The sequence below is a fragment of the Nocardiopsis kunsanensis DSM 44524 genome, assembly GCF_000340965.1.
In the GTDB taxonomy this organism is placed as follows: domain Bacteria; phylum Actinomycetota; class Actinomycetes; order Streptosporangiales; family Streptosporangiaceae; genus Nocardiopsis; species Nocardiopsis kunsanensis.
The window spans coordinates 166,719-190,593 of record NZ_ANAY01000002.1; the positions used below are offsets into that span (position 1 = coordinate 166,719).

21 protein-coding genes are annotated in these 23,875 nt (G+C 68.6%); 11 read left to right on the forward strand and 10 right to left on the reverse strand.

What is annotated here, in order from left to right:
- Positions 1-5: 5 nt before the first annotated feature.
- From D456_RS0102130 to D456_RS0102140, 3 genes are all read right to left on the reverse strand, one after another.
- The gene (locus D456_RS0102130; RefSeq protein ID WP_017574499.1) at positions 6-596 is read right to left on the reverse strand and encodes a GrpB family protein; all 591 of its coding nucleotides are present in this window, start codon (positions 594-596) and stop codon (positions 6-8) included.
- Positions 597-722: 126 nt separating this feature from the next.
- Positions 723-1,499, reverse strand: a complete 777-nt coding sequence (locus D456_RS0102135; protein ID WP_017574500.1) for a methyltransferase domain-containing protein — start codon at positions 1,497-1,499, stop codon at positions 723-725.
- 198 nt (positions 1,500-1,697) lie between these two features.
- Positions 1,698-2,858, reverse strand: coding sequence for a S8 family serine peptidase (locus D456_RS0102140; RefSeq protein ID WP_017574501.1), 1,161 nt, complete (start codon positions 2,856-2,858; stop codon positions 1,698-1,700).
- Between the two features lie 230 nt (positions 2,859-3,088).
- Here D456_RS0102140 and D456_RS0102145 point away from each other — a divergent pair, with 230 nt between their 5' ends.
- Both D456_RS0102145 and otsB read left to right on the forward strand, forming a co-directional pair.
- Positions 3,089-3,373, forward strand: coding sequence for a DUF3263 domain-containing protein (locus D456_RS0102145; protein WP_017574502.1), 285 nt, complete (start codon positions 3,089-3,091; stop codon positions 3,371-3,373).
- Positions 3,374-3,403: 30 nt separating this feature from the next.
- Positions 3,404-4,231: a trehalose-phosphatase gene (gene otsB / locus D456_RS0102150; protein WP_017574503.1), complete on the forward strand. Its 828-nt coding sequence runs from the start codon at positions 3,404-3,406 to the stop codon at positions 4,229-4,231.
- Between the two features lie 32 nt (positions 4,232-4,263).
- Here the strand turns inward: otsB and D456_RS0102155 are convergent, their stop codons facing one another.
- A complete protein-coding gene (locus D456_RS0102155) occupies positions 4,264-5,298 on the reverse strand; it encodes a serine hydrolase domain-containing protein (protein ID WP_026115494.1) in 1,035 nt (344 codons plus the stop codon).
- 198 nt (positions 5,299-5,496) lie between these two features.
- Here D456_RS0102155 and argJ point away from each other — a divergent pair, with 198 nt between their 5' ends.
- A complete protein-coding gene (gene argJ / locus D456_RS0102160; RefSeq protein ID WP_017574505.1) occupies positions 5,497-6,657 on the forward strand; it encodes a bifunctional glutamate N-acetyltransferase/amino-acid acetyltransferase ArgJ in 1,161 nt (386 codons plus the stop codon).
- 132 nt (positions 6,658-6,789) lie between these two features.
- Entirely contained in the window at positions 6,790-7,068 is a 279-nt protein-coding gene (locus D456_RS0102165; protein ID WP_017574506.1) for an HPr family phosphocarrier protein, read from the forward strand.
- A 9-nt stretch (positions 7,069-7,077) separates the two neighbouring features.
- On the opposite strand, the gene D456_RS0102170 is transcribed toward D456_RS0102165, so the two are convergent.
- Positions 7,078-8,712, reverse strand: coding sequence for an AMP-binding protein (locus D456_RS0102170; RefSeq protein ID WP_017574507.1), 1,635 nt, complete (start codon positions 8,710-8,712; stop codon positions 7,078-7,080).
- A gap of 258 nt (positions 8,713-8,970) precedes the next feature.
- Positions 8,971-10,077: a baeRF2 domain-containing protein gene (locus tag D456_RS0102175; RefSeq protein ID WP_017574508.1), complete on the reverse strand. Its 1,107-nt coding sequence runs from the start codon at positions 10,075-10,077 to the stop codon at positions 8,971-8,973.
- Between the two features lie 221 nt (positions 10,078-10,298).
- On the opposite strand from D456_RS0102175, the gene D456_RS0102180 reads away from it, so the two are divergent.
- Entirely contained in the window at positions 10,299-10,547 is a 249-nt protein-coding gene (locus tag D456_RS0102180; RefSeq protein WP_026115495.1) for a CsbD family protein, read from the forward strand.
- A gap of 44 nt (positions 10,548-10,591) precedes the next feature.
- Here the strand turns inward: D456_RS0102180 and D456_RS0102185 are convergent, their stop codons facing one another.
- Positions 10,592-11,359 (reverse strand): SDR family NAD(P)-dependent oxidoreductase, encoded by a 768-nt coding sequence (locus D456_RS0102185; RefSeq protein ID WP_017574510.1) that lies wholly within the window; start codon positions 11,357-11,359, stop codon positions 10,592-10,594.
- 149 nt (positions 11,360-11,508) lie between these two features.
- On the opposite strand from D456_RS0102185, the gene D456_RS0102190 reads away from it, so the two are divergent.
- From D456_RS0102190 to D456_RS0102200, 3 genes are all read left to right on the forward strand, one after another.
- Positions 11,509-12,429 (forward strand): LysR family transcriptional regulator, encoded by a 921-nt coding sequence (locus D456_RS0102190; RefSeq protein WP_026115496.1) that lies wholly within the window; start codon positions 11,509-11,511, stop codon positions 12,427-12,429.
- Between the two features lie 202 nt (positions 12,430-12,631).
- The gene (locus D456_RS0102195; RefSeq protein ID WP_017574512.1) at positions 12,632-13,669 is read left to right on the forward strand and encodes a nitronate monooxygenase; all 1,038 of its coding nucleotides are present in this window, start codon (positions 12,632-12,634) and stop codon (positions 13,667-13,669) included.
- A 158-nt stretch (positions 13,670-13,827) separates the two neighbouring features.
- A complete protein-coding gene (locus D456_RS0102200) occupies positions 13,828-16,350 on the forward strand; it encodes a penicillin acylase family protein (protein WP_017574513.1) in 2,523 nt (840 codons plus the stop codon).
- A 128-nt stretch (positions 16,351-16,478) separates the two neighbouring features.
- On the opposite strand, the gene D456_RS0102205 is transcribed toward D456_RS0102200, so the two are convergent.
- Positions 16,479-17,354, reverse strand: a complete 876-nt coding sequence (locus D456_RS0102205) for an oxidoreductase (RefSeq protein WP_026115498.1) — start codon at positions 17,352-17,354, stop codon at positions 16,479-16,481.
- Positions 17,355-17,434: 80 nt separating this feature from the next.
- Here D456_RS0102205 and D456_RS0102210 point away from each other — a divergent pair, with 80 nt between their 5' ends.
- Both D456_RS0102210 and D456_RS0102215 read left to right on the forward strand, forming a co-directional pair.
- Positions 17,435-18,019, forward strand: a complete 585-nt coding sequence (locus D456_RS0102210) for a TetR/AcrR family transcriptional regulator (RefSeq protein WP_017574515.1) — start codon at positions 17,435-17,437, stop codon at positions 18,017-18,019.
- 97 nt (positions 18,020-18,116) lie between these two features.
- A complete protein-coding gene (locus D456_RS0102215; protein WP_017574516.1) occupies positions 18,117-18,311 on the forward strand; it encodes a DUF1918 domain-containing protein in 195 nt (64 codons plus the stop codon).
- 62 nt (positions 18,312-18,373) lie between these two features.
- Here the strand turns inward: D456_RS0102215 and D456_RS0102220 are convergent, their stop codons facing one another.
- Positions 18,374-19,309 carry an NADP-dependent oxidoreductase gene (locus D456_RS0102220; RefSeq protein WP_017574517.1) on the reverse strand — a complete coding sequence of 312 codons (936 nt, stop codon included), beginning with the start codon at positions 19,307-19,309 and terminating at the stop codon, positions 18,374-18,376.
- A gap of 225 nt (positions 19,310-19,534) precedes the next feature.
- Here D456_RS0102220 and D456_RS0102225 point away from each other — a divergent pair, with 225 nt between their 5' ends.
- Entirely contained in the window at positions 19,535-21,889 is a 2,355-nt protein-coding gene (locus D456_RS0102225) for a penicillin acylase family protein (RefSeq protein ID WP_017574518.1), read from the forward strand.
- 552 nt (positions 21,890-22,441) lie between these two features.
- Here D456_RS0102225 and D456_RS26425 read toward each other — a convergent pair.
- Entirely contained in the window at positions 22,442-23,641 is a 1,200-nt protein-coding gene (locus tag D456_RS26425) for a hypothetical protein (RefSeq protein ID WP_152442452.1), read from the reverse strand.
- Positions 23,642-23,875 lie beyond the last annotated feature (234 nt).

Below are 23,875 nucleotides of genomic sequence, written 5' to 3' on the forward strand. Positions count from 1 at the left end.
CCGGATCAGGCCGTCGGTCGCCGCGCTGCCTCGGTGAGGAGCTCCTCGACCACTTCGGACTTGGCGTCGGCGTAGTCCTGGACGCGGTCCCAGGTGTGCTCGGTGAGCTCCTTCTTGACGGCGGCGTAGCGGGAACGGGCGTCGGCGTCGGCGCGCAGGTGGTCGCGCAGGAGCAGCATCCGTTCGGCCTCCTGGCACCCGTGCGCGAACACGTGGAGGTTGAGGTTGATCTCCGTGCCCTTGAGGACCCGGTGCCCGTACCACTCCGGTTCACGGAGGGCCACGCTGTACCCGGCGGCTTCGAGATCCGGCACGTAGGCGCTCTCGTCGGCGGGATCGGCCACGCACAGGAGCAGGTCGACGCAGGGTTTTGCGACCAGCCCGGGCACGGAGGTCGATCCCACGTGTTCCAGCAGCAGGACACGTTCCTGGAGCCTCTCGCGGATGCGGCGGGCCTCGCGTTCGAAGAAGTAGGGCCACTTCGGGTCGGACTCGACCAGGCGTATCCGGCCGTCGACGAGGTGTTCGGACCAGGAACCGGGCGCCGGCCGGCTCTGCCCGCGTGTGGGCAGCTCAGTGGGTTCGGGGGAACTCATACGGCCAGCTTTGCCGGTCCTCTCCCGAGCGTCAAGAGGGTCCGGGCGTGCTTTACAGATGCACGTGCACGGCACGGAAGGGCAGTATTCCGGCGGATCGGCCCTTCCTGCCGTGCCGTGCGCGGGTCAGTCGGGCACCGCGACCACCAGCACCAGCGACCCGTGCAGCTCGGGGGTGCTGCGCAGGTGTCCGTGCCGGCGGTCCCACGTCCCGTCGCCGAGATCGCGGGAGAGGTCGGCGGTGAAGCGGTGAACGACGTCGTCCCCGACGAAACTCCAGGCCGAGCACGATGCACGGGCTCCCCCGTCCAGGAGAGCCTCGGGCCGGCCGTAGTAGGCCTCGTTGAACCCGTCGGAACAGTCCAGGGGGACCGGGACGGTGACGGTCTCCACACGCCCGCCCAGGCCGGTGGCGAGCACGTCCGGTGCGGGGTAGCGTGCGGCCTCGGTCGCCAGGACCTCGGGGGCGTACTCGTCGAGCCAGAAGTCGCGGACCAGGGCGGGATCGCAGGTCAGCAGCGCCACGGGGCCACGGGTGACACGGCGGATCTCCGCCAGCCCGCGGTCGAGGTCCTGCCACTGGTGGACGCTGAAGGTGGCCATGGCCGCGTCGAAGGCGTCGTCGTCGAAGGGCAGGCTCTCCGCTACGGCGTCCACGGCCCCACCGAGGTGGCCGGGGCGCCGGCCCCGCATGCTCGTGGAGGGTTCCACCGGCGTGACGTCACGGTCCCCGGGTTCGTAGGAGCCCGCGCCCGCGCCGACGTTGAGGACGGTGCGGGCCTCGCCGAGGGCTGTGTGGACGGTACGGGCGATACGCGGATCGGGGACACGGTGGTCGGTGTAGTCACGGGCGATGACGCCGTAATCGGCGTCCCCCGCGCTGCCGTCGGCCGTGCGTGGCATGATCGTGCTCCATTCTCCGGGGGTGGGCGTACCCGTCAACCTGTACAGCGCCCCCGGGACGGCACACGGCGGCCCCGATCGGCGGACGGTGCTCCCGGAAGCGCCGTCCGCCCGCACCGGGGCCGGGGAGCCCGGACGACACCTCCGAAACGACGACGGCCCGCCCGGCCGGCCGAGCGGGCCACGGACGGCGTCCCGTCAGCCCTTGCGGGGCTTGCGGCGCCGACCGCCCTTCTGACGGCGCGCGGGCCGCTCCTCGGCCGCACGGGCGGCGGCGATCTGCTCGTCCTCCTCCCGGCGTTCGGCCTCGACGCCGTAGGGGTCGCGGGAGGACCGGCGCACCCACATGACCAGGGCCAGGACCCCGAACACCAGGACCGCACCGACGACCGCGAACCACACCCAGACCGGCACGGCCGGCCCCTCCTCGATCTCCTGGGCGAGCTCCTCGTCGATGATCCGGCCGCCCTCGGTCGCCTGGGCGGCCTGCTCCTGCGCGGTGGGCAGATCGAGTGCGGGCAACCCGCCCGGCCCCTCCTGCGCACCCTGGACGACGACCTCCCGTACCTGCTCGGGTGTCAGCTGCGGGTGGTCCGCACGCAGCAGGGCGATCCCTCCGGCGGCCAGGGCGGCAGCGTACGGTGCGCCGGTCACCTGGGTCTGTCCCATGTCCGGCCCCGCGGTGTAGAGGTGATCGCCGGGTGCGGTCAGCTCGATCTGCGACGTGTCGGTGGTACCTGAGGTCAGTTGCCCGTCCTGGTCGGTGGCGGCGACCGAGATGACGTTGGGGTCCTCGTCGCCGCCCGCGGGCCCGACCACGACCACGCCCGACGCCACTGCGGCCCGGGTGTCCTCGACCAGGTCGGCGTCGGTGGAGGGCAGGAGGATCACCTGCGAGTCCTGGGCCGCGGTGCGGATGGCCGAACCCATGTCGTCCTCGGTGGGAAGGGCCAGCAGCCCGGCGTCGGGTGCGACGCCCAGCACTCCGCCGTCGGCGTCCATACCGTGGCCGTGGCCGACGACCAGACCACCCAGCGCCGTACCGAGTTCCATGTCACCGGAGTTGTCACCGTGTTCGGTGTTGACGGTGATGTTGTCCCTGAGGTCGGGATGGTCCTCCATGACCGAGGGCCCCGGGACCGCCACGGTGACCCCGTGTCCCCGGGTCTGTTCCCACAGATCCGCTGAGCCGATCGCGTCCTGTCCCCATTGGTCGGGCCGGAAATCGGGGTAGTCGTCGACCTGGGCGGCGGCAGGGACAGCTGTGGCTCCGAGAACCGTGACGATCGCGCACGAGGCGGCGATCCCCCTGATCCCCTCTCGTGTGTGCGTCCTGTTACGGCTGTTTCCCCCGAGCACGTCAGGCTCCCTCGAACGATGCGGTCGACGTTCCACGCGGTCCTCCCGGGACCCACGTAATTCTGTCATGAGCACAGGAGCACGGCTTGGGCAAGTGGCCCGAGGGCTAAGGCATGCAACTGTATCCCGGCTGCTAGTCATGAGTTTTCCGCTCTCCACGCGGCATGTCGAGTCGCTAACATGAGTCGCGCCGATCCGGACAAACCAATTTCCCGCCCAGGGGGTGCCCCATGCCGAATATCGGCCCGTCCGAGGACGGGCAGTCGGCCCTCGCCGAGCGCGAAGAGCGCATCCTCGCCTTCGAACGCCAGTGGTGGAAGTTCGAGGGCTCGAAGGAGCAGGCGATCCGCGAGGAGTTCGGGTTCTCACCGACCCGTTATTACCAGCTCCTCAACGGGCTGGTGGAGCGTCCCGAGGCGCTCGCCTTCGACCCGCTGACCGTCAAACGGCTGCGCCGTCTGCGCGCGGACCGCCGCCGTCAACGCAACGCCCGCCAACTGGGTATCCGGCTCTGACCTCTGCCGCGACCACCTTGGAGAGACCGCATGGCCCTGCCCTCACCGCGGACCGATGACGGACACCGCGGCCTGGACGCGTTCCGGTCCTCCCCCGGCCGTGCTCTGGCCGCCTTCGACTTCGACGGCACACTCGCACCGATCGTCGAGGATCCCCGGACATCGGTCCCCTACCCAGGGATCGTCCCGGCCCTGACCGGCCTCGCCGCCCGCGTCGGGACCGTCGCCGTCGTCACCGGCCGCCCCGCGGAAACGGCCGTGCTCCTGGGCGGCCTGGCCGAAGTACCCGACATCGTCGTGCTCGGCCACTACGGGGCCGAGCGGTGGGCCGGCGGCCGCCTGGTGGCCGCGGCTCCGCCACCGGGGGTGGACCTGGTCCGCGAGCAACTACCCGCACTGGTGGACTCCGCGGGTGCCCCGGAGGGCACGTGGATCGAGGACAAGGACCGTTCCCTGGCGGTGCACACCCGCCGTGCCGCCGACCCCGACGCTGCACTCGAGCTGCTGCGCCCGCACCTGGAACGCCTGGCCGAGCACGCCGGGTTGGTCACCGAACCCGGGCGCATGGTGATCGAACTCCGCCCACAGGGCGTGGACAAGGGTGCCGCCCTGAGATCACTGGCGCAGGAGACCGCAGCGCGCTCGGTGCTCTACGCCGGGGACGACCTCGGGGACCTGCCCGCCTTCGACACGCTGGTCTCCCTCCGGGAGGAAGGGGTGCCCGGCGTGACGGTGTGTTCGGCCTCCGAGGAAGTCACGGAAGTCGCCTCCAGGGCCGATCTCGTCGTCCCGGGCCCGGCCGGTCTCGCCGAGTTCCTGGACGAGCTCCTGGCCAACCTGCGCACCCACCCCTCCTGATCCCCGGGCGGGTGCGCGGCCCCCGCCCGGCCTCATGACTGGGAGTCGTACGCCTGCGGAACCAGCGCCGCACGTGCGGCCGACCGCAGATCGGTCAGCCCCGTGCGGTCGCGCCCGTAGTGCACAGCGTTGGTCAGCACCCCCACGTACCGGCCGCTGCGAGGGTGCATGAACAGGCCCGTGCCGGTGAACCCGTTGTGGTGGACGACCCCCTCGGGCGTGACCAGCCATCCCAACCCGCGCGAGAGCCGGTGCCCCGCGTCCACGTGCGGCTGCCAGCTGGCACGCACGAACGGCTTCGGTACCGGGCCGCGGCCGCCCTCGTGCATCCGCAGCATCTCCCGTGCGAACGCCCCCAGGTCGATCGCCGTGGTGAACGCCCCCGCGTGCCCGGCGACCCCTCCCATGAGCGAGGCCGCCTCGTCGTGCACCACGCCCCAGTCGGGCGCTGCACCGACCAGGCGGCACTCGGTGGGGGCCACGGACGGCGACCGGCCCAGCGGCCCGTAAGAGGTCGAGTGCATGCCCATCTCCTCCCACAGGTCCTCGGCCAGACGGTCCAGCCCCGTCCCGTACAGGTTCTCCAGCACGAGCCCGAGGAGGATGAACCCCTGGTCGATGTACTGGTAGCCGGGTTCCTCCAGAGGATCGGACAGGATCGCCTCGGCCAGGTGCTGCCCCGTGCCCACGTGCCGCTCCAACCACGTGACCTGGTTGAGGCGGCTGGTGTGGGTGAGGATCTGGCGCGTGGTCACCCCCGCGCCGGGCAGGGCCTCGTCCACGCCCAGGTATTCGGACACAGGGGCGTCCAGGTCGAGCAGCCCCTCAGCCATCGCCTGCCCCACCAACGGCCACGTCGCCATGACCTTGGTCAGGCTCGCGACGTCGTAGGAGACGTCGGGAGCGGTCATGTACAGGTCGGAGGTCCGCCCCACAGCGACGAACTCCCACATACCTCCCGTTCCGATGACGGCGGTGCCGCCGGGCAGCCACCCGGCGTCCACCATGACCTTCAAGACGCCTCGGATCCGTGCCCCGGTTTCCGTGAGCCAGTCACCATCGCGCACCACACGCCTCCCCCCGGTGTTCGTGTTCTTACGCCGAATACCCCGTAACCACGCCGATGTCACGCAGACGCCGTCTATGGACGGCACGAAACCCTTGCAGGTCGGGTCCGTAATCGCGCTCGTGTGTCCCCAGTAAGCTGGCCGCTACACCGGGACGGCACCCACCGGCACACGCCCCGGGCACGACGAGGAGTGACGATGAGCGAGCAGACCCCCGTACCGGCGGGCTTCCGCGGGTTGGCCGGCAACATCGGCATCAAGGACCACCACGACGACTTCTTCGTGGTGGCCTCCGAGGTGCCCGCGCACGTGTCGGCGGTCTTCACACGTTCACGGTTCGCCGGGCCGAGCGTGGTGCGGAGCCGGGACGCGGTCGCCGACGGCAACGTGCGGGGGGTGGTGACCCTCGCCCGGAACGCGAACGTGGCCACGGGAACCGAAGGTGAGGCCCACGCGCGCGAGGTCCAGGAGCTGGCGGCCTCGGCCGCAGGGGTTCCGGCCGACGAGATGATCGTGGCCTCCACCGGTGTCATCGGCCGCCCCTACCCCATGGACAGGATCCGCTCCACCTTCCACGCTCTGTCCCCACCCCTGCCCGCCGCCGACCTGGACCGTTCGGCGGCAGCGATGATGACCACCGACACCCGGCCCAAGACCGCGAGCGCACGCGTGGGCGGTGCGACCGTCACCGGTATCGCCAAGGGCGTGGGCATGATCGAGCCGGACATGGCCACGATGCTCGCCTGGTTCTTCACCGACGCCGAGATCGACCGGTCCGTGTTGGACGCCGTCTTCCGCCGTGTCGTGGACCGCACGTTCAACGCCCTGAGCATCGACAGCGACACCTCCACGAGCGACTCCGCAGCGATCTTCGCCAACGGACTGGCCGGCCCGGTCGGGACCGACGCGTTCGAGGAGGCCCTGTACGGGATCGCTCTGCAGCTCGTACGGATGATCGCTTCCGACGGCGAGGGCGCCGGCAAGCTCATCGAGGTCCGCGCGACCGGCGCGCGCGACGACGCCCAGGCCAAGCGTGTGGCCAAGACCGTGGTCAACTCCCCGCTGGTCAAGACCGCCGTGCACGGGGCCGACCCGAACTGGGGCCGGGTGGCGATGGCGGTCGGCAAGTGTTCCGACGAGACCGACATCCACCCGGAGAACGTCCGGATCGTCTTCGGTGACGTGGAGACCTACCCCGAGCCCTCCGACGAGGAGACGCTCCGCCGCGCCGCTGAGCACATGGCCGGTGACGAGGTCGTCATCGGTGTGGACCTGGGCATCGCCGACGGTTCCTTCACCGTCTACGGCTGTGACCTGACCGAGGGCTACATCCGGATCAACGCCGACTACACCACCTGAGCACCGCCCGTCCCGGGCCTGCCGGAGCCCGTCGTCCGTCCGGGGGTTGATCGGGGCGCAGCGCGGGGAAGGAATCCCCGGAACACACCGGGGCGCCCCACCCCGCCCCCACACTCCGACCCGAGGATCGACATGCCCCAGCGCACAGTCGCCGTCGCCGCCCTCCTGGGGCTGCACGCACGCCCCGCCACTCTTTTCGTGCAGGCGGCCAAAGAGACCGGACTGCCCGTGACCATCGCCCGCGAAGGCCAGGAGCCGGTGGCGGCCACGAGTGTGCTCGCGGTGATGGCGCTCGGTGTCGAGCACGGGCAGCAGGTCACGATCGCCTGCCCCGACACCGACGGGGCCGAGGCGGCCCTCGACGGACTGTGCGGGGTACTCGCCACCGACCCCGACGCGGTGAGCGGCTGACCGGGACGGTCAGGCCCCGTCGATCAGCTCGACCGCCCGCTCGCGCATCTCGACCTTGCGAACCTTCCCGGTGACGGTCATGGGGAACTCCTCGACCACGTGCACGTACCGGGGCACCTTGTAGTGGGCCACTCGCGTGCGGCAGAAGTCGCGCAGGGCCTCCAGGGTGATGGCCTCCGCGCCCTCGCGCATGCGTACCCACGCCATGAGTTCCTCGCCGTACTTGTCGTCGGGAACACCGATGACCTGCGCATCGAGGATGTCGGGATGGGTGTGCAGGACCTCCTCGACCTCGCGCGGGTAGATGTTCTCACCGCCGCGGATCACCATGTCCTTGATGCGGCCGGTGATGGCGAGGTAGCCGTCCTCGTCCATGACGGCGATGTCGCCGGTGTGCATCCAGCGGGCCGGGTCGATGGACTCCGCGGTCTTCTCGGGCATGTCCCAGTAGCCGAGCATGACCGAATACCCGCGGGTGCACAGTTCCCCGGCCTCGCCGCGCGGCACGGTCACGCCGGTGGCAGGGTCGACGACCTTGACCTCCAGGTGGGGGCCGACCCGCCCGACGGTGGACACACGCCGTTCGAGGGGATCGTCGCGCCGGGTCTGGATGGAGACCGGGGAGGTCTCGGTCATGCCGTAACAGATGGAGACCTCCCCCATACCCATCCGGTCGATGACCTGGCGCATGATCTCCTGCGGGCACGGCGAGCCGGCCATGATGCCGGTGCGCAGGCTGGACAGGTCGTAGTCCTCGAAGTCGGGCAGGGAGAGCTCGGCGATGAACATGGCCGGCACCCCGTACAGGGAGGTGCAACGTTCGGCCTGGACCGCTTCGAGTGCGGCCGCCGGTTCGAACCCGGGCCCGGGAAGCACCATGCAGGAGCCGTGACTGGTAGCTGCCAAGTTCCCCATGACCATGCCGAAGCAGTGGTAGAAGGGCACGGGGATACAGATGCGGTCCTGTTCGGTGTAGCCGAGGAGCTCACCGACGGAGAAGCCGTTGTTGAGGATGTTGTGGTGCGAGAGCGTCGCGCCCTTGGGAAAACCCGTCGTGCCCGATGTGTACTGGAGGTTGATCGGGTCGTCCGGGGACAGGTCCTGCTCGATCCCGGCCAACCGCGCCCGGTCGGCCCGCCGTCCCGCGGCGCGCAGCGACTCCCAGTCGTCCCCTCCGAGGAAGACGGTCTCGCGCAGCTCGGGACAGTTCGCGCGCACCTGCCCGACCATCTCCACGTAGTCGGAGGACTTGAACGAAGGAGCCGAGACCAGCACCGACACCCCCGCCTGCTTGAGCACGTACTCGAGCTCATGGGTGCGGTAGGCGGGGTTGATGTTGACCAGGACAGCGCCGATACGGGCGGTCGCGTACTGGGTGAGGACCCACTCCGAGCAGTTGGGCGCCCAGATCCCCACACGGTCGCCGACGGCCACATCCATCTCGAGGAGGCCCAACGCGACCTCGTCCACGGCGTCGGAGAGCTCCCGGTAGGTCAGGCGCACGCCCTGCGCGAGGTCGACGAGCGCATCCCGGTCGGGGTGGGCCGCGACCGTCCGGGCGAGGTTGGTGCCGATGGTGTCACCGAGCAGCGGGGTGGTCGAGGTGCCGGAGGCATAACTGGGGTGGGAGGCGGTCGTGCTCAAGTCCGGGGTCTCCTAGCCGTGCGGGAAGGATGAGCGGAACGGTCGGACGGGGACGACTCCACCCATGTCCGACTCGTGACTCACGTCACTTTTACCACGTCACACAGGCCTCCCGGAAGCGTTCGGCAGGGTCACACTGCCCGGACCCCCGACTGTCACCACCGCACACACGAGGACGGGGCGCCGTCGCTCGACGGCGCCCCGTCCTACCCCCGGTTCCCCGTGGAGGTCCTCACCGGGCCTCGGCGGCCCGGGTGTTCATCGCGTCGCGAAGCGCAGGACCGCCGCGATCCCGTCCTCCGGGGCGAGCCTCTGTCCGGGAACGCGGAGGAAACCGGCGCCGGTCAGGGACACCGAGCGCACCAGCGCGGGCCCGGCCTCCTCCTCGACCGGATCGCTCACCCCCATGTCGCGCAGTTCCTGCGCATTCAGAGCGATCTGCTCGCCGGACGGGCCGATCCACAGCTTCCGCTCGGAGCCGGGGAAACCCTCCGACCACAGGAGCGTCTCCACCTGGCCGCGCTGCAACGCGTGCACGACGGAGTCGAGGCCCTCGACGGACGCCCCCTCGGGGGCCCCGCGCTCGAACGCCTCGACCGCGTCCCGAACGTGCTCGTCGGCCTGACGGTCCAGGTGCTCGTCCAGCTCCCCCTCTACCGGGGAGGCCTCGGACCCGGACGCGCGGGAACCGGACTCCAGCTCGACCGCGCGTTCACGCACCCGTTCGGGCAGGCGTTGCACGAGGTCCCCGCGGACGGAGGTCTCTCCGGCGACGGCGACGATCTCGGCCCCGCTGCGGTCGGCGAGTTCGGCGAGGGCCTCGGCGACGTCGTCGAGGTTGTGCCCGATCTGTTCGTCCGCAGCCCGCTGCATCTGCTTGTGGTGGTATCCGCCTTCACGGACCTTGTGCACGGGTTTGTCCTCACCCTCGATACGGCGGGTCACCGTGCGCCCGTCGGCGTACTCGGCGATGAGGTCGGCGCCGATACTGTCGACGACCGCGAGCGCGTGCGGGACGTGGCGTCCCTCCGCGGCCAGGGCCGGCAGGGGGTCCGGCAGAGTTCCGACACGGACGTAGTGGTCCTGGGGTGGTTCGGAGACCGGGGAGTCGAGCAGCACCTTGCCCCCGGCCGCATACACCACCTGGCCGTGTGGTCCCGGTATTCCTTCGGTCGCGCCGACGACCGTTTCCATCGCGTCGAGGGTCGCTTCGTCGATCCCCCGGTCCCGCAGTGCGTCCCTGGCCTTGTCCCAGCGGACACGGACCGCGTGTTCGGTGTCCTCCGCGTCACGGGAGGTGTTGATGTACAGCGACGCCACGGGCGTGGACGTCTCGTACAGCGGCTGAAGGAAAGTCAGATCCATGATGCGCCCTCCATTCATTCGCTATCGGAGTTCGGAACATCTGGAGACCGCCTCACACCTGGCAGTGCCCGACACATCGGCCGTCAATCATCGGTGCAGGTGATCGATCACGGTGTCATGAACCACCCGAATTTTGCCCTCGGAAGGTGAATAGAACACGAATCACATGGAAGCCCCGGGGGTGAGAGAGCTCGAAGCGAGCGAACCGTAAGGAGGTTCCCATGAGTCAGGAAGGAAAGTCCCAAGGCATGGTCGAGCAGGCCAAGGGCAAACTCAAGGAAATGACCGGCAAGGCGACCGGGAACGACAAGCTCAAGGGCGAGGGCCATGCCGAACGGTTCAAGGGCCGGGCCCGTGAGGGTGTGGAGAACGCCAAGGACTCCGTGCAGGGCGCCGTGGCCGGGCTGCGGGACAAGGAACAGCAGGACGAACGCGGGAAGAAGAACGGGGACGGCGACGAGAGGAGCTGATAAGGCCCCCGGGGACGCCGCCGTCCCCTCCCCTTCTTCCCCTGCTATGCCTGCGTGTCGTCGGAGACACGGTGCACCCGGTGTTGGGCGGCCTGCGCACGGGGACGCACCACGAGCAGGTCGATGTTGACGTGCGGCGGCCGGGTGACGGCCCACACGACGGTCTCGGCCACGTCCTCGGCCGTGAGCGGGTCGGGCACCCCCGCGTAGACGGCTTCTGCGGCCTCGGAGTCGCCGCGCAACCGGTTGAGGGAGAACTCCTCGGTCTTGACCATGCCGGGTGCGACCTCCAGTACACGCACCGGTTTGCCCACCATCTCCAGGCGCAGTGTGGCGGCGAGGGTGTGCGCCCCGTGTTTCGCGGCCACGTAGCCGGCCCCTCCCTCGTAGACCACGTGCCCGGCCACGGAGGTGAGCACCAGGACGGTGCCGTCCCCGCTCTCCTCCAGCCGGGGCAGCAACGCCTGCGTCATGTTGAGCACGCCGAGCACGTTGACCTCGTACATCGTGCGCCAGTCCTGCGGGTCGCCGGTGGCGACCGGTTCGGTGCCGATGGCGCCACCGGCGTTGTTGACCAGGACCCCGCAGCCGTCGAGTTCTGCGGCGAAGGCGTCGACGTCGTCACGGTCGGTGACGTCGAGGACACGGGCCCGGGCCTTTTGTCCGCGGTCGGTGATCTCCCGCGCGAGTGCTTCGACGCGGTCGGCCCGGCGGGCGACGAGCACCACGTCGTAGCCCTCGGCGGCGAGCCCCCGTGCGGTGGCGGCTCCGATGCCGCTGCTGGCACCGGTGACGACGGCGGTCACGCTCATGACGGTCTCCTCGGGTGGTCGGTTCTGCACCGAGCGTACCGACGACCGCGCAGGGGCTCTCGGCCCGGTCTCCGATCGGCCGGGATCGGAGCATCCGTCCGGCCTGTCACCGCGTGCCGGGCGAAAACCCCACATCCCAGCGTGCTTCCATGAGAGTCACGTCGAACGTGGAAGGTGGGAGCGTGCAGGGCATCGAGATCCGGGAACTGGAGTGCTTCCTCCTGGTTGCGGAGGAACTGCACTTCGGCCGGGTGGCCATGCGCCTGGGCCTGTCCGTGGAGCGGGCCCGTGAACTCGTGGAGCGGTTGGAACACAGGATCGGTACTCCGCTGCTGGACGACTCCGCCGAGCGCCTGCGCCTGAGCCCTTTCGGGGAGGACTTCCTCTCCTCCCTGCGCCCGGCCTACGGGGCACTGGTATCGGTGCTGGAGGACGCCCGCGACCGGGCCTCGAGCGGTCAGCGCATGGTGCGGCTGGGGTTTCCGGGACAGATGCGGGAACCGGTCGACCGGGCGGTCAAGGTATTCGAGGAACGTTCGCCCGAGGCCCGGGTGGAGATCGTGGAGAACCCTCTGGAGGATCCGTTCGGCCCACTGCGCGACGGCCGGGTGGACGCGGCGGTGGTGCTGTTGCCGGTGCGCGAGCGCGACCTCGTGGTCGGTCCGGTCTTCGACCGCCAACCGCAGAGGCTGGCGATCTCGGCCGAGCACCCGTTGGCCGACCGCGAGGCGGTGGGGGTGGAGGACATGGCACGGGTCCCCCTCATCCCGGTGCGGCGCTCCCGGAACCACTGGTTGCGGGTGCACGCCCCCACACTCACCCCTCTGGGCAAGAGGATCCATCACCACGAGGGGGTGGAGGACCTGCAGGACGGTCTGCGCCAGGTCGCGTTGAAGCGGGGCGCGATGCTGTTGTGCGGTTCGATCGACGGGTACGAGGACACCGATGAGGTGGCGTTGGTTCCGGTGTCCGGCCTTCCCGAGTCCTCCTTCGGCCTGGTGTGGCCGCGCGGCGGACGCAACCCCGGCGTGCCGGCTCTGGCCGCTGCGTTCTTCGAAGTCCTCGTCTAGGGCACCGGCTTTTTCCGGAGCGTGGCGACAACCTCCTGTCATTGGCTGAGGCCTACCGTATCCATGGCAGCGGGAGCAGGCGGAGAGGAGCTCTCTCGCCGATTCCCACAGAAATGAAGAGCACAGGAACGGCATTCCGTTCAATCGGCGGAACAGAGTCGAGTGTCAGCATTTCCGCATACAATCGGTGGGAGTGGTAGAAATGGCCAAGGCAGGGCTTCTGAACGTACGCCCGATCGTCCAGGCACCCATGGCGGGCGGGGTCTCCTCGCCCTCCTTGGTCACGGCCGTGCACAGGGCCGGGGTCACCGGTTCGCTGGCCGCGGGGTACCTGAGCGCCGACGCCCTGGCCGAGCAGATCACCGCCGTCCGCGAGCAGGGCGTGGACCCCTTCGTGGTGAACCTGTTCGTCCCCCCGAAGATGGAGGGCGACCCCGACCGGTTGCACGAGTACCGCAGGGAACTGTCCGCCGAGGCCGAGCGCCAAGGGGTCCCCGTCGGCGAGGCCGAGCACGACGACGATGACTGGGCGGCCAAGCTGGATCTCCTCACCAGGGACCCGGTACCGATGGTGAGTTTCACCTTCGGTTGCCCGGAACCGTCCGTGTTGTCCCAGCTGCGTGAGGCGGGGACGGCGACGGTGGTGACGGTGACGACCGTGGCGGAGGCGTGCATCGCCGTCGGCCGCGGCGCCGACGCCCTGTGTGTGCAGGGTGTGGAGGCCGGCGGGCACCGGGCCACGTTCGACCCCCTGCACGGCCACGACCGCCCCCTGCTGGAGCTGCTTCCGGACGTGATCGCGACCGTGGGTGTACCGGTGATCGGTGCGGGCGGGGTGATGAACGGCCGGGACGTGGCCGCGGTACTGGACACGGGCGCGGTGGCTGCGCAGCTGGGGACGGCGTTCGTACGCTGCCCGGAGAGCGGCGCCCAGCCGAACCACAAGCTCGCCCTGGGCAACCCGGACTTCGTCGAGACGGCACTGACGTGGTCCTTCACCGGACGGCCGGCCCGGGGACTGGTCAACCGGTTCGTCGACGAGCACCTGGGGGCTCCCTTCGCCTACCCGGAGATCCACCACATGACCAAGCCGTTGCGCGCCGCCGCCTCGAAAGCGGGGGACACCGGGGGCATGGCGCTGTGGGCCGGGAGCGGGTGGCGCAAGTCCCGGGACCTGCCCGCGGCCGATCTGGTGGAGCGGTTGCGCGTGGAGGCCTCCGAAGCGGGCGTGCGGGTCTGACCCGGACCGGGGCACGGTCCGTTCGGGTCCGGGTGCCGGGGCCCGGCCCCGTGTCCTCGCTCCGTGGTGGCACCACTCGCCTACCGCTTGGTAACAAATAGGGCTCGGGAACGGGCCGACCATGGCATGTGTGACCCGAGGCACCTTAAAGTTCCGCTATGGGTGTTCTGCGCAAGCCTGTCCTCCTTCGCGTGCTTTTGGGCCTCCTGGCCGCGATCATCGTCCTGGCCCTGCTCGCCGCACTCCTGAGCGTGTGGGCGGTGCGCCGCCCGTTCCCGCAGACCTCCGGTGAGATCGATCTGCCCGGCCTGCATTCCCGGGTCGAGGTCGTACGCGACGAACACGGCGTCACGAACATCTACGCCGACCAGGCCCACGACCTGTTCATGGCACAGGGCTTCACCCATGCCCAGGACCGGTTCTGGGAGATGGACTTCCGCCGCCACGTCACCTCCGGCCGCGTGGCCGAGCTGTTCGGACCCGACCATGTCGAGACCGACGTGTTCCTGCGGACCATGGGCTGGCGCCACGTCGCCGAGCAGGAGTACGAGCTGCTCGACGAGGACACCCGTGCCCACCTGGACTCCTACGCCGACGGGGTCAATGCCTGGCTGGAACAGAACGGGGACGCCTCGGCCTCCCTCGAGCACAGCCTCCTGACCGTCATGAACGGCGGGCACGAGATCGAACCCTGGCAGCCCGCCGACAGCCTCGCCTGGCTCAAGGCCATGGCCTGGGACCTCAGCGGCAACATGAGCGAGGAGACCGAGCGCGGACGCCTGCTCGCCGCCGGCTTCGACGAGGAACAGATCGGCGAGCTCTACCCTCCCTACCCCTTCGAGGAACACACCCCCACGACCGTGACCGAGGAACACGCCGACCCCGCCGACGAACCTTCCTCGCCCGAGGAGGACGCCCGCCGCGCACCCGGACCGGCCGGCGGACAGGACGCCCTGGAACGGGTCGCGGACTCCGTCGGCGCCGTTCCCGACCTCCTCGGCCCCGGCGGCAGTCCCGATCTGGGCTCCAACGCCTGGGCCGTCTCGGGCGAGCACACCGAGTCCGGTGAGCCCCTGCTCGCCAACGACCCCCACCTGGGCGCCTCGATGCCCTCGACCTGGTACCAGATGGGGCTGCACTGCACCGGGCCGGCCGAGGAGTGCCCCTACGACGTGAGCGGGTTCGGTTTCTCCGGGCTCCCCGGGGTGGTCATCGGCCAGAACGAGTCCATCGCCTGGGGTTTCACCAACCTCTACCCCGACGTCATGGACCTGTACGTGGAGGAGGTCGACGGCGACACCCACCGCTACGGGGACGAGTGGCTGCCCGTAGAGACCCGGGAGGAGACGGTGCGGGTCCAGGGCGGCGAGGACATCGACATCACCGTCCGCAGTACCGTCAACGGCCCGATCGTCTCCGACGCCCAGGCCGGCGCCGGCCAACGCGAGGCCGGACAGGCCCAGGACGGCGGTTCCGGCGACGTCTCCCTGAAGTGGACGGCCCTGGAACCCGGCGGCACCGCCGACGCGATCTTCGCCATGAACCGGGCCCGCGACTGGGAGGACTTCCGCGAGGCGGCGCGCTCCTTCGAGGTGCCCTCGCAGAACCTCGTCTACGCCGACGGGGAGGGCAACATCGGCTACCAGGCGCCCGGCAAGGTCCCGGTGCGCGGCGAGGGCGACGGGCGTTTCCCCGCGCCCGGCTGGGACCCCGACCACGCCTGGGAGGACTACCTGCCCTTCGAGGAGCTCCCGAGTGTGCTCAACCCCGAATCGGGGTTGGTGATCACCGCGAACCAGGCCTCCGTGGACGACGAGTACGCACACATGCTCACCGACGACTGGGACTACGGGTACCGGGGCCAGCGCATCAACGACCTGGCCGAGGAGGCCCTGGCCGACGGGCCGGTCGGGGTCCAGGACATGGAGCGCATGCACATGGACTCCTACCACCTGGCCGCCGAGCCCCTCGTGCCGCACCTGCTGGGGGCCGACGTGGACGGGGTCACCGCGCAGGCCCAGGAGCAGCTCGCCGACTGGGACCTGTACACCGGGGCCGACTCCGCCGGTGCCGCGTTCTACCAGGCCACGTGGCGCCACCTGCTGCCGACGCTGTTCGACGAACTCGACCCGGTCGGCATGGGCGACGGCTCACGCGGCATGTACGTGGTCAACAACCTGCTCGAGGATCCCGACTCCCCCTGGTGGGAGGGTGAGGACGCCGACGGACGCGACGAGGTCCTGGCCGCATCGATGGACGCGGCCGCCGCCGAGCTCACGGACCTGCTCGGCGACGACCCCTCCGAGTGGCGCTGGGGCGACCTGCACACCCTCACCGCCACCCACGAGTCCTTCGGCACCTCGGGGATCGCGGTCGTGGAGCGCCTGTTCAACCGCGGTCCGGTGGAGAGCTCGGGCGGGGGGAGCATCGTCAACGCCACCGGATGGGACGCCTCGGAAGGGTTCGGGATCGTGACCGTGCCGTCGATGCGGATGGTCGTGGACCTGTCGGACCGGGACGCCTCGACCTGGGTGAACCTGACCGGGAACTCCGGGCACGCCTTCCACGGCAACTACGACGACCAGCTCGACCTGTGGAGCGCGGGCGAGACCCTGCCCTGGGCGGTATCGGAGGAGGCCGTACGCGGGGCCGGCTCCGACGAACTGACCCTGGTGCCCTGAGGGGTGCGGGGCGGCCCTGCCCCCGCAGGGGCCGCCCCGCACCTTTCCGGCGGTTCACTGCGGTTCCGGCCGCACGGAAGGGATGCACCGCCGGTACCTCACTCCCCCGACCGCGTGGGCGGCCGGCCTCAGAGCGGGAAGGAAGCCCCCGTCAGCTCCTCCGACAGCTCCCAGAGGCGTTCGGCCGCCACGGGGTCATTCGCGGCGGCACTGCGCTTGGAGTAGGTGGGCGCGCCCCGCATACCGAAGAGTCCGCCCGGGCCGGCGTACCCGGCCCCTTCGATCTCCTGGGTGGCGGCGAAGACCGTGGGCAGCGCCCCGGCCCAGGCGCTCTGGGCGATGACGTCGTTGCCGAGCATCGCCACCTTGCGCGAGAAGGGGTCGGCGCCGTGGCTCTGCAGGTTCGTGGCGGCGTAACCCGGGTGGGCGGCCACCGAGAGCACGCGCGAACCGGCCTCGTCCAGCCGGCGCTGCAGCTCCAGCGTGAACAACAGGTTGGCCAGCTTGGACTGTCCGTAGGCGCGGTAGGGGGTATAGCCCTGCTCGAGGTGCACGTCCTCGAAGTCGATGCCGGTCGCCATGCGGTGCAGACCCGAGGACAAGGTGACCACGCGCCCGGTCACGTGTTCCAACAGCAGGTTGGTGAGGGCGAAGTGGCCCAGGTGGTTCACGCCGAACTGGATCTCGAACCCGTCGGCGGTCCGCCCCTCGGCCACCGCCATGACACCCGCGTTGTTGATGAGCAGCTCGATGTCGCCCGTCCACGCCTCAGCGAAGGCACGCACGGACTTCAGGTCACCGAGGTCGAGACGGCGCACCTCGGGGTCACCGGGTACCTCCCGGGCCGCTTCCCGGCCCTTGGCCTCGTTGCGCACGGCGAGCACGACGTGCGCGCCCCGGGCTCCGAGCATGCGGGCGGTCTCCAGGCCGAGTCCGCTGTTGGCGCCGGTGATCACGACCGTGCGTCCGGTCAGGTCGGGGAGGGAAACGGCTTTGGTCTGCATGCCCACAACGTAGGCACCACCCGGAGAAGTTGTCAACGACAACAATGATGGCACCGTATACATCCGACTATGCTGGGGCCATGGCTCATCGCCCCTACCACCACGGAGACCTGCGCGCCGCCCTGCTCGAAGGGGCCGAACGCGCCCTTGCCGAGCAGGGTCCCGAGGCGCTGTCCCTGCGTGAGCTCGCCCGCCGGGCCGGGGTGAGCCACGCGGCTCCGGGACGCCACTTCCGCGGCAAGAACCACCTCCTGGACACCCTGGCCCTGACCGGTTTCGAGCGTCTGGACACACGGCTCGGCGAGGCCGTCGAGGAACCCGGCGATCCACGGTCCCGCCTTCTCGCCCTGGCCCGCGGCTACGTCGGTTTCGCCCTCGACCACCCCGCGCTCCTGGAACTGATGTACACGCGCAAACACACCCCCTCCCGCCCCGACGAGCTCACCGCCGCCGTCGGGCGCCTGGTGGAGACGGTGCTGCGTCCCGTCACCGAGGGACAGGAGGAGGGGTCGATCGCGCCCGGCGATCCGGGCACCATCGCGCTCACCGTCGCCGCGACCCTGCACGGGCTCGCCTCGTACGCCGACGCCGACTCCCTCCGGGAACTGGAGGACCACCTCCCCGCCGTCGTCGACCTCCTCATGTCCGGCCTGCTCCCCCGTTGAGAACCGGGGCGAAGCAGGGTCGGAACCCGTTTCGGTGCGCAGGATCTCCGGGTAGATCCCGATTGCCACCGACAGGTCCGCTTCGAACGGGGGAACCATGCGCGCACATGTCGGCGATCTCGTGCACACGCACGGCGCCAGCAGCAGCGACGGTCGGCGAACGGGAGAGATCGTGGAGGTGCGGGGCGCCCACGACGGCCCTCCGTACCTGGTCCGGTTCCCCGACGGTGAGGAGATGGTCATCTACCCGGGTCCCGAGACCCAGGTGGAGTCCCGCTCCGCCACGGAATGACCGGCACAGAGCGAGGGGGTGACGGGCCGTCCCGTCACCCCCTCGTCGCGTGCGGACCGGACTCAGCCGACGGTCAGCACCATTTTCCCGGTGGTCCGACCGCGCTCACCGATCTCGTGCGCACGCGCGGCCTGCGCGAGCGGGAAGGTCTCGGCGATGGTGGGCCGCAGCGCACCCCGCGCCACGAGGGCGGCGATGGAGCGCATGCCCTGGTGGTCGTGTTCCACGAGCATGTTCACCACCCGCGAGTTCTGCTCCTCGGCACGGGCCACCGCGTCCGCGGCGTCGAAGGGCAACAGGCTCACGACGGTGCCGCCGGGCCGCAGCGCACGCACCGACATCTCGATCTGCTCGTCCCCGCCGACGGCGTCCAGGACCACATCGACGCCCTGGGCAGCCTCGCCGACATCTGTGGTCCGGTAGTCGATGACCTCGTCGGCGCCCAGGGAACGCACGAACCCGTGCTTGGGCTCGCTGGCGGTCCCGATGACGTGGGCACCGCGGGCCTTGGCGATCTGCACGGCCAGGTGGCCCACACCGCCGGCGGCCGCGTGCACCAGGACCCGGTCCCCGTCCCCGACCCCGGCGGTGTCGACCAGGGCCTGCCATGCGGTCAGCGCCGCGAGCGGCACCGCGCCGGCCGTGACGTGGTCGACCTCGGAGGGTTTGAACGCGAAGGCACGCGTGGGCCCCACGACGTACTCGGCGTGGGTACCGACCCCGAAGGGGTAGGGCACCATCCCGAAGACCTCGTCACCGGGCCGGAACAGGGTGGTGCCGAAGCCGACCTCGTCGACCACGCCGGAGACGTCCCAGCCCAGCACGAACGGCGGCTCGCCGAGGAACCTGCCGGTCTCACGGTGTTTCCAGTCGGTGGGGTTGACGCCCGCGGCGTGCACGCGGACGCGGATCTGGCCCAGCCCCGGTTCCGGAACGGGCAGTTCCTCCTCCTTCAGGACCTCCGGGGCTCCGAGGGTCTCCTGCCTGATGGCTCGCATGGTGTGGCTCGTCATGTCCCCAGTCTCACACCCGGAACAGCCGATACACGTGTTTCCCCCGGGGGCACGAGCGCTCCAGGGGAAAGACACCGGGCCGTCGCAGGTCATGAGGGCGACACGCGGATTCTCGCGTCAACACGTCTCGTCACCGGAGGATCGCCCATTGTAGTGTTCCTCCGTCCGCGTCCCTCCGATCCGTTCCTCCCCCCGATGCAAGGACGCACTATGCGCAGACGCAGAGTCACGGCCCTGGTCTCAGCCACGGTCATCGGTGTGCCCCTGGCCCTGGCCGGGACCGGCGCCACCGCCGCCGAACGCGACGAACTCCACCTGCCCGGACTGAACGGCGAGGCGACCATCGCCGTCGACTCGGCCGGGCTCCCGCACATCACCGCCGACGACAACGAGGACCTCTTCTACGCCCAGGGGGTCAACGCGGCCCGCGACCGGCTCTTCCAGATCGACCTGCACCGCCGGCAGGGGCTGGGTGAGCTCTCCGAGGTCCTGGGCCCGGACTTCGTGGAGCGCGACCGTGCCGCACGCCTGTTCCTGTACCGGGGCGACATGGACGAGGAGTGGGACAGCTACGGGCCCGAGTCCCGCACCGCCGCCGCGCGCTTCGCCGAGGGCATCAACGCCTACGTCGACTGGCTGGCGGAGCACCCCGAGCACATGCCGCCCGGGTTCGACGAGCTCGGTTACGCCCCGGCCCGCTGGGAGCCCGAGGACGTCGTCCGCATCCGTACGCACACCCTCGGCACGAACCTCGCGAGCGAACTCACCCGCGCCCGGGTGGCCTGCGACGACGAGCTCGGCAACGCCGACCTGCTGCTGGGCATGGAACCCGACCACACGGCCTCCCTGCCCGAGGGCCTGGATCCGTGTTCGGTTCCCGACGACGTCCTGGACACCTACCGGCTCGCCACCGGCGACGTGACCTTCGACGACGAGGGGCAGGCGCGCCTGCCCCTGGCCGCCGAAGAGGAAGAGCCCCTGACCACCAACGGGGACGAGGGCAGCAACAGCTGGACCGTCTCCCCCGGCCTCACCGACACCGACCGTCCGATCCTGGCCGGCGACCCGCACCGGCCCGTGACGGCGCCCTCCCTGCGTTACGTCGTCCACCTGTCCTCACCGGAGGTCGACGTGGTCGGTGCGGGCGAGCCGTTCCTGCCGGGTGTGGCGATGGGGCACAACGGGACGGCCGCGTACGGGCTCACGTTCCTGGCCGCCGACCAACAGGACCTGCTCTTCTACGACGTGGATCCCGACGACCCCGACCGCTACCGTCACGACGGCGCGTGGGAGGAGATGGAGGTGGTCACCGAGGAGGTCGCCCTGCCCGACGGTTCGACCGAGGAGGTGGAGCTGCGCTTCACCCGCCACGGCCCGGTCGTCGCCCAGGACGAGGAGAGCGACACCGCCTACGCCGTCCGCACCACCTGGACCGAGCCCGGAACGACCGCCTACTTCAACAGCCTGGAGCTGATGTACGCCGAGGACTTCGGGGAGTTCCGTTCGGTCCTGGACGGCTGGGGCGGCCCGCCCATGAACTACACCTACGCCGACGTCCACGGCGACATCGGGTGGTCCGCGGCCGGCCTGATCCCCGAACGCGGCGAGGGCGACGGCCTGCTGCCCGTGCCCGGGGACGGCACCCACGAGTGGGACGGGTTCATGGACGGCCTGCCGTCCGTGCACAACCCCGACGAGGGGTTCTTCTCCACCGCCAACGAGTACAACATGCCCGATGACCTGGGCCTGGGGTACGAGTGGGCGCCCGGCTACCGCCAGGACCGCATCACCGAGGTGCTGGGCGGCGACGGGCCCGCCACCATGGAGGGTTCCGCACAGCTGCAGAACGACGTCGTGGACCTGACCGTCCGCGAAGCGCTGCCGTTGCTCGAGGGCCTGGACACCGAGGGGCCGGCCCGTGCGGCGGCCGACCTCCTGGAGAGCTGGGACGGCGACCACCCGGTGGACTCCGCGCAAGCGGCCCTGTACCAGACCTGGTTCCACCGCCACCTGGGACCGGCCTTCTACGAGGCGGTCTCGCCCGAACTGGCCTCCTTCACCGAGCACACCCAGGACGCGGGCGCGCTCCTGGACGCGCTGCACCACCCGGAGGAGTGGATCGACGGCGACGCCGAGACGGTGCGGGACGAGGTCCTCGCCGATTCCCTGGCCGCGGCGCTCGAGGACGTGTCCGGGTCCTTGGGCACCGACCCGTCGCAGTGGCGGTGGGGCGACCTGCAGCACACCGTGTTCGAGAGCCCGGTGGGTGATGACCTGGGGCCGTTCGAGCGCCAGGGTTCCACGCACACGGTGAACCGTTCCGGGATGGACCCGGCCGAGTACCGGCACAACGCCGGGGCGTCCTTCCGGATGGTCCTCGACGTCGGTGAGTGGGACTCCTCCCTGGCGGTCAACGCACCCGGGCAGTCGGGCGACCCGGACAGCCCGCACCACGACGACCACGTCGACCCGTGGCGCGAGGGTGACTACGTCCCGCTGCACTACAGCGACGACGCGGTCGAGGCAGACACCCAGCACACGTTCGCGCTGATCCCGCAGGGCTGATCACGGCGGGGCTGCAGAGCGCGGCCCCGCCCCGGTTCAGGCTCCGTGCGTCCAGGTCAGAGGTCGAGGACTCCACCCCGCCTACGGCACTCGACCTCATGCGCGGAACTTAATTCGGAGAATCTGCATAGAAGTGGATTTCAGAAGTCTGCCGCTCCCCATCCGGGAGGACAGTGACAGTTATTACGTGCATACGACCATGCTCCCTCGGGCACGTCATGCGCCAACCCCTCGCCTCAAATGGAGGGATCTGGGCTTCCTTGTCACTGAGAGCAATGGGCTCCTGACGGCCACTCCATGGAAGATATCCTGATCTACAGGACGCATCAACCCTTAAACCAAGATCCTCCCCCACCTGATTATTGACCACCAACTCCCATGAATAAATATTTTCATCAGACTCAGTTGGGCCATACTCAAGGATCCTGAGCGTGAAGTCACCTGCATCATGGGAGCGATTAATTGGCACCACAGAACCAGGTCGCCAAAAAATAAATAACGCGAGAAGCAAAAGGAGAAAAAGAATAATTACGGCAGATATTTTTGCCCACATCAGCGCGCACCAGGAATCATATTCATACAGTCATCGAGCCCTTCCTGTGAAGAATGAGAAGATTCTTCTGGCGTAATCCAAACACTCTCACCGTCAAATTCGATTTCTTTCTCTACAGCTTCTAGGCTTGTCAAATAGTCATCAGATGCTACTACGCAACTGAATTCAGACGAAACTTCGAAGTCCCCCCCTCCACTGAACTCCAGGGACGAACAGATAGAATGCAGATCCGCTAGAATAGCTTCATGAGAAAACTCATCGAACCCGCGTCCTTCAAGATTCCAGGGCTCTGCAGCAGCGCATGTTTCGCCCAGATATGCGAGGAGCGCTGGTGATATTGATTCTTCTCCGTAACGATACCAAAATGAATCCGAGAGTTCAGCTGCTAGTTTCGGGCTATTTCGGTCAGCTAGTTGAGATGCATAGGAGTTCACAAACTCTTCTGAAACATACGGCAGAGCAAGTTCAGCAGATAGGTAATCGAAATTTTCAACCGGGAGCGTTCGCTCTGATACATCAACTGGATCTGAAGATTCTATGGCTTCTTGCCCCCCAACAGCCAAATCAGATATTTGCTGTGCTCTCATATCTATTAGTTCCGCACCTTGAATCCCCGTAGGATAAGGACGTACAAGAACTGACCAGGAAAAGTCCCAGTCACTAAGATAGTTGGCACGAGTCGACCCGAAAGAGAACCCCAAGAACCCATTGATCGATATTCCTTCCTCTTTTTCCACCTCAGAAACGACGTTAGGATAACTATCAGCGTCGAATGACCAGACCGATCCATCGATCATACATTCACTGGCCATGCCGATCGCCGGCTTCTCAATAGAGTGCGACTCTCGGATGCTAGAATAAAATTCGGACAATTTTTCATCGCATGCTTGCCCAATTTCTTCTGTAACCCAAGGTTCATCAATGAACAGTACATTTGTTTTGGATGTATCGAAATTTGATTCGACAATCCCTTGAAGATCGAAACTACCCGAAAGAACTGAGCTTCCTGGTCCTCCCAAATCGACTATCGCGGTGTTTGACACATCGCTGTCAGAACGAATTAGGGAGTACCTATACTTCTTCCCTGAAAATTCCACTGAAGCACATGAAGTAACTGTAGGAGGGTTCTCGCAAACATCGACATCAGTTTGGCTCAGCTCTTGCTCTTCTTTCGACCCGCTCTCGTCATCTCTCTTCAACCAAACCAAGCTTAGGACAAGCACCATAGCCATCAGGGCTGCCGTTGATATAATCAAAACACGTGGGGGGATGCCCCGGGTGACCCGAGACATCCCCAAAAAAAGACGTTTCACTTCTTACCAGCCGCTGTCAGCATGAACATAGGAGTAACTTGGGGAACCAGGGAGGCACAGCACGCCCGCACCACACAGCATGACTTCCGACCAGACATAATCAGCCAGAATAGGCGCTAC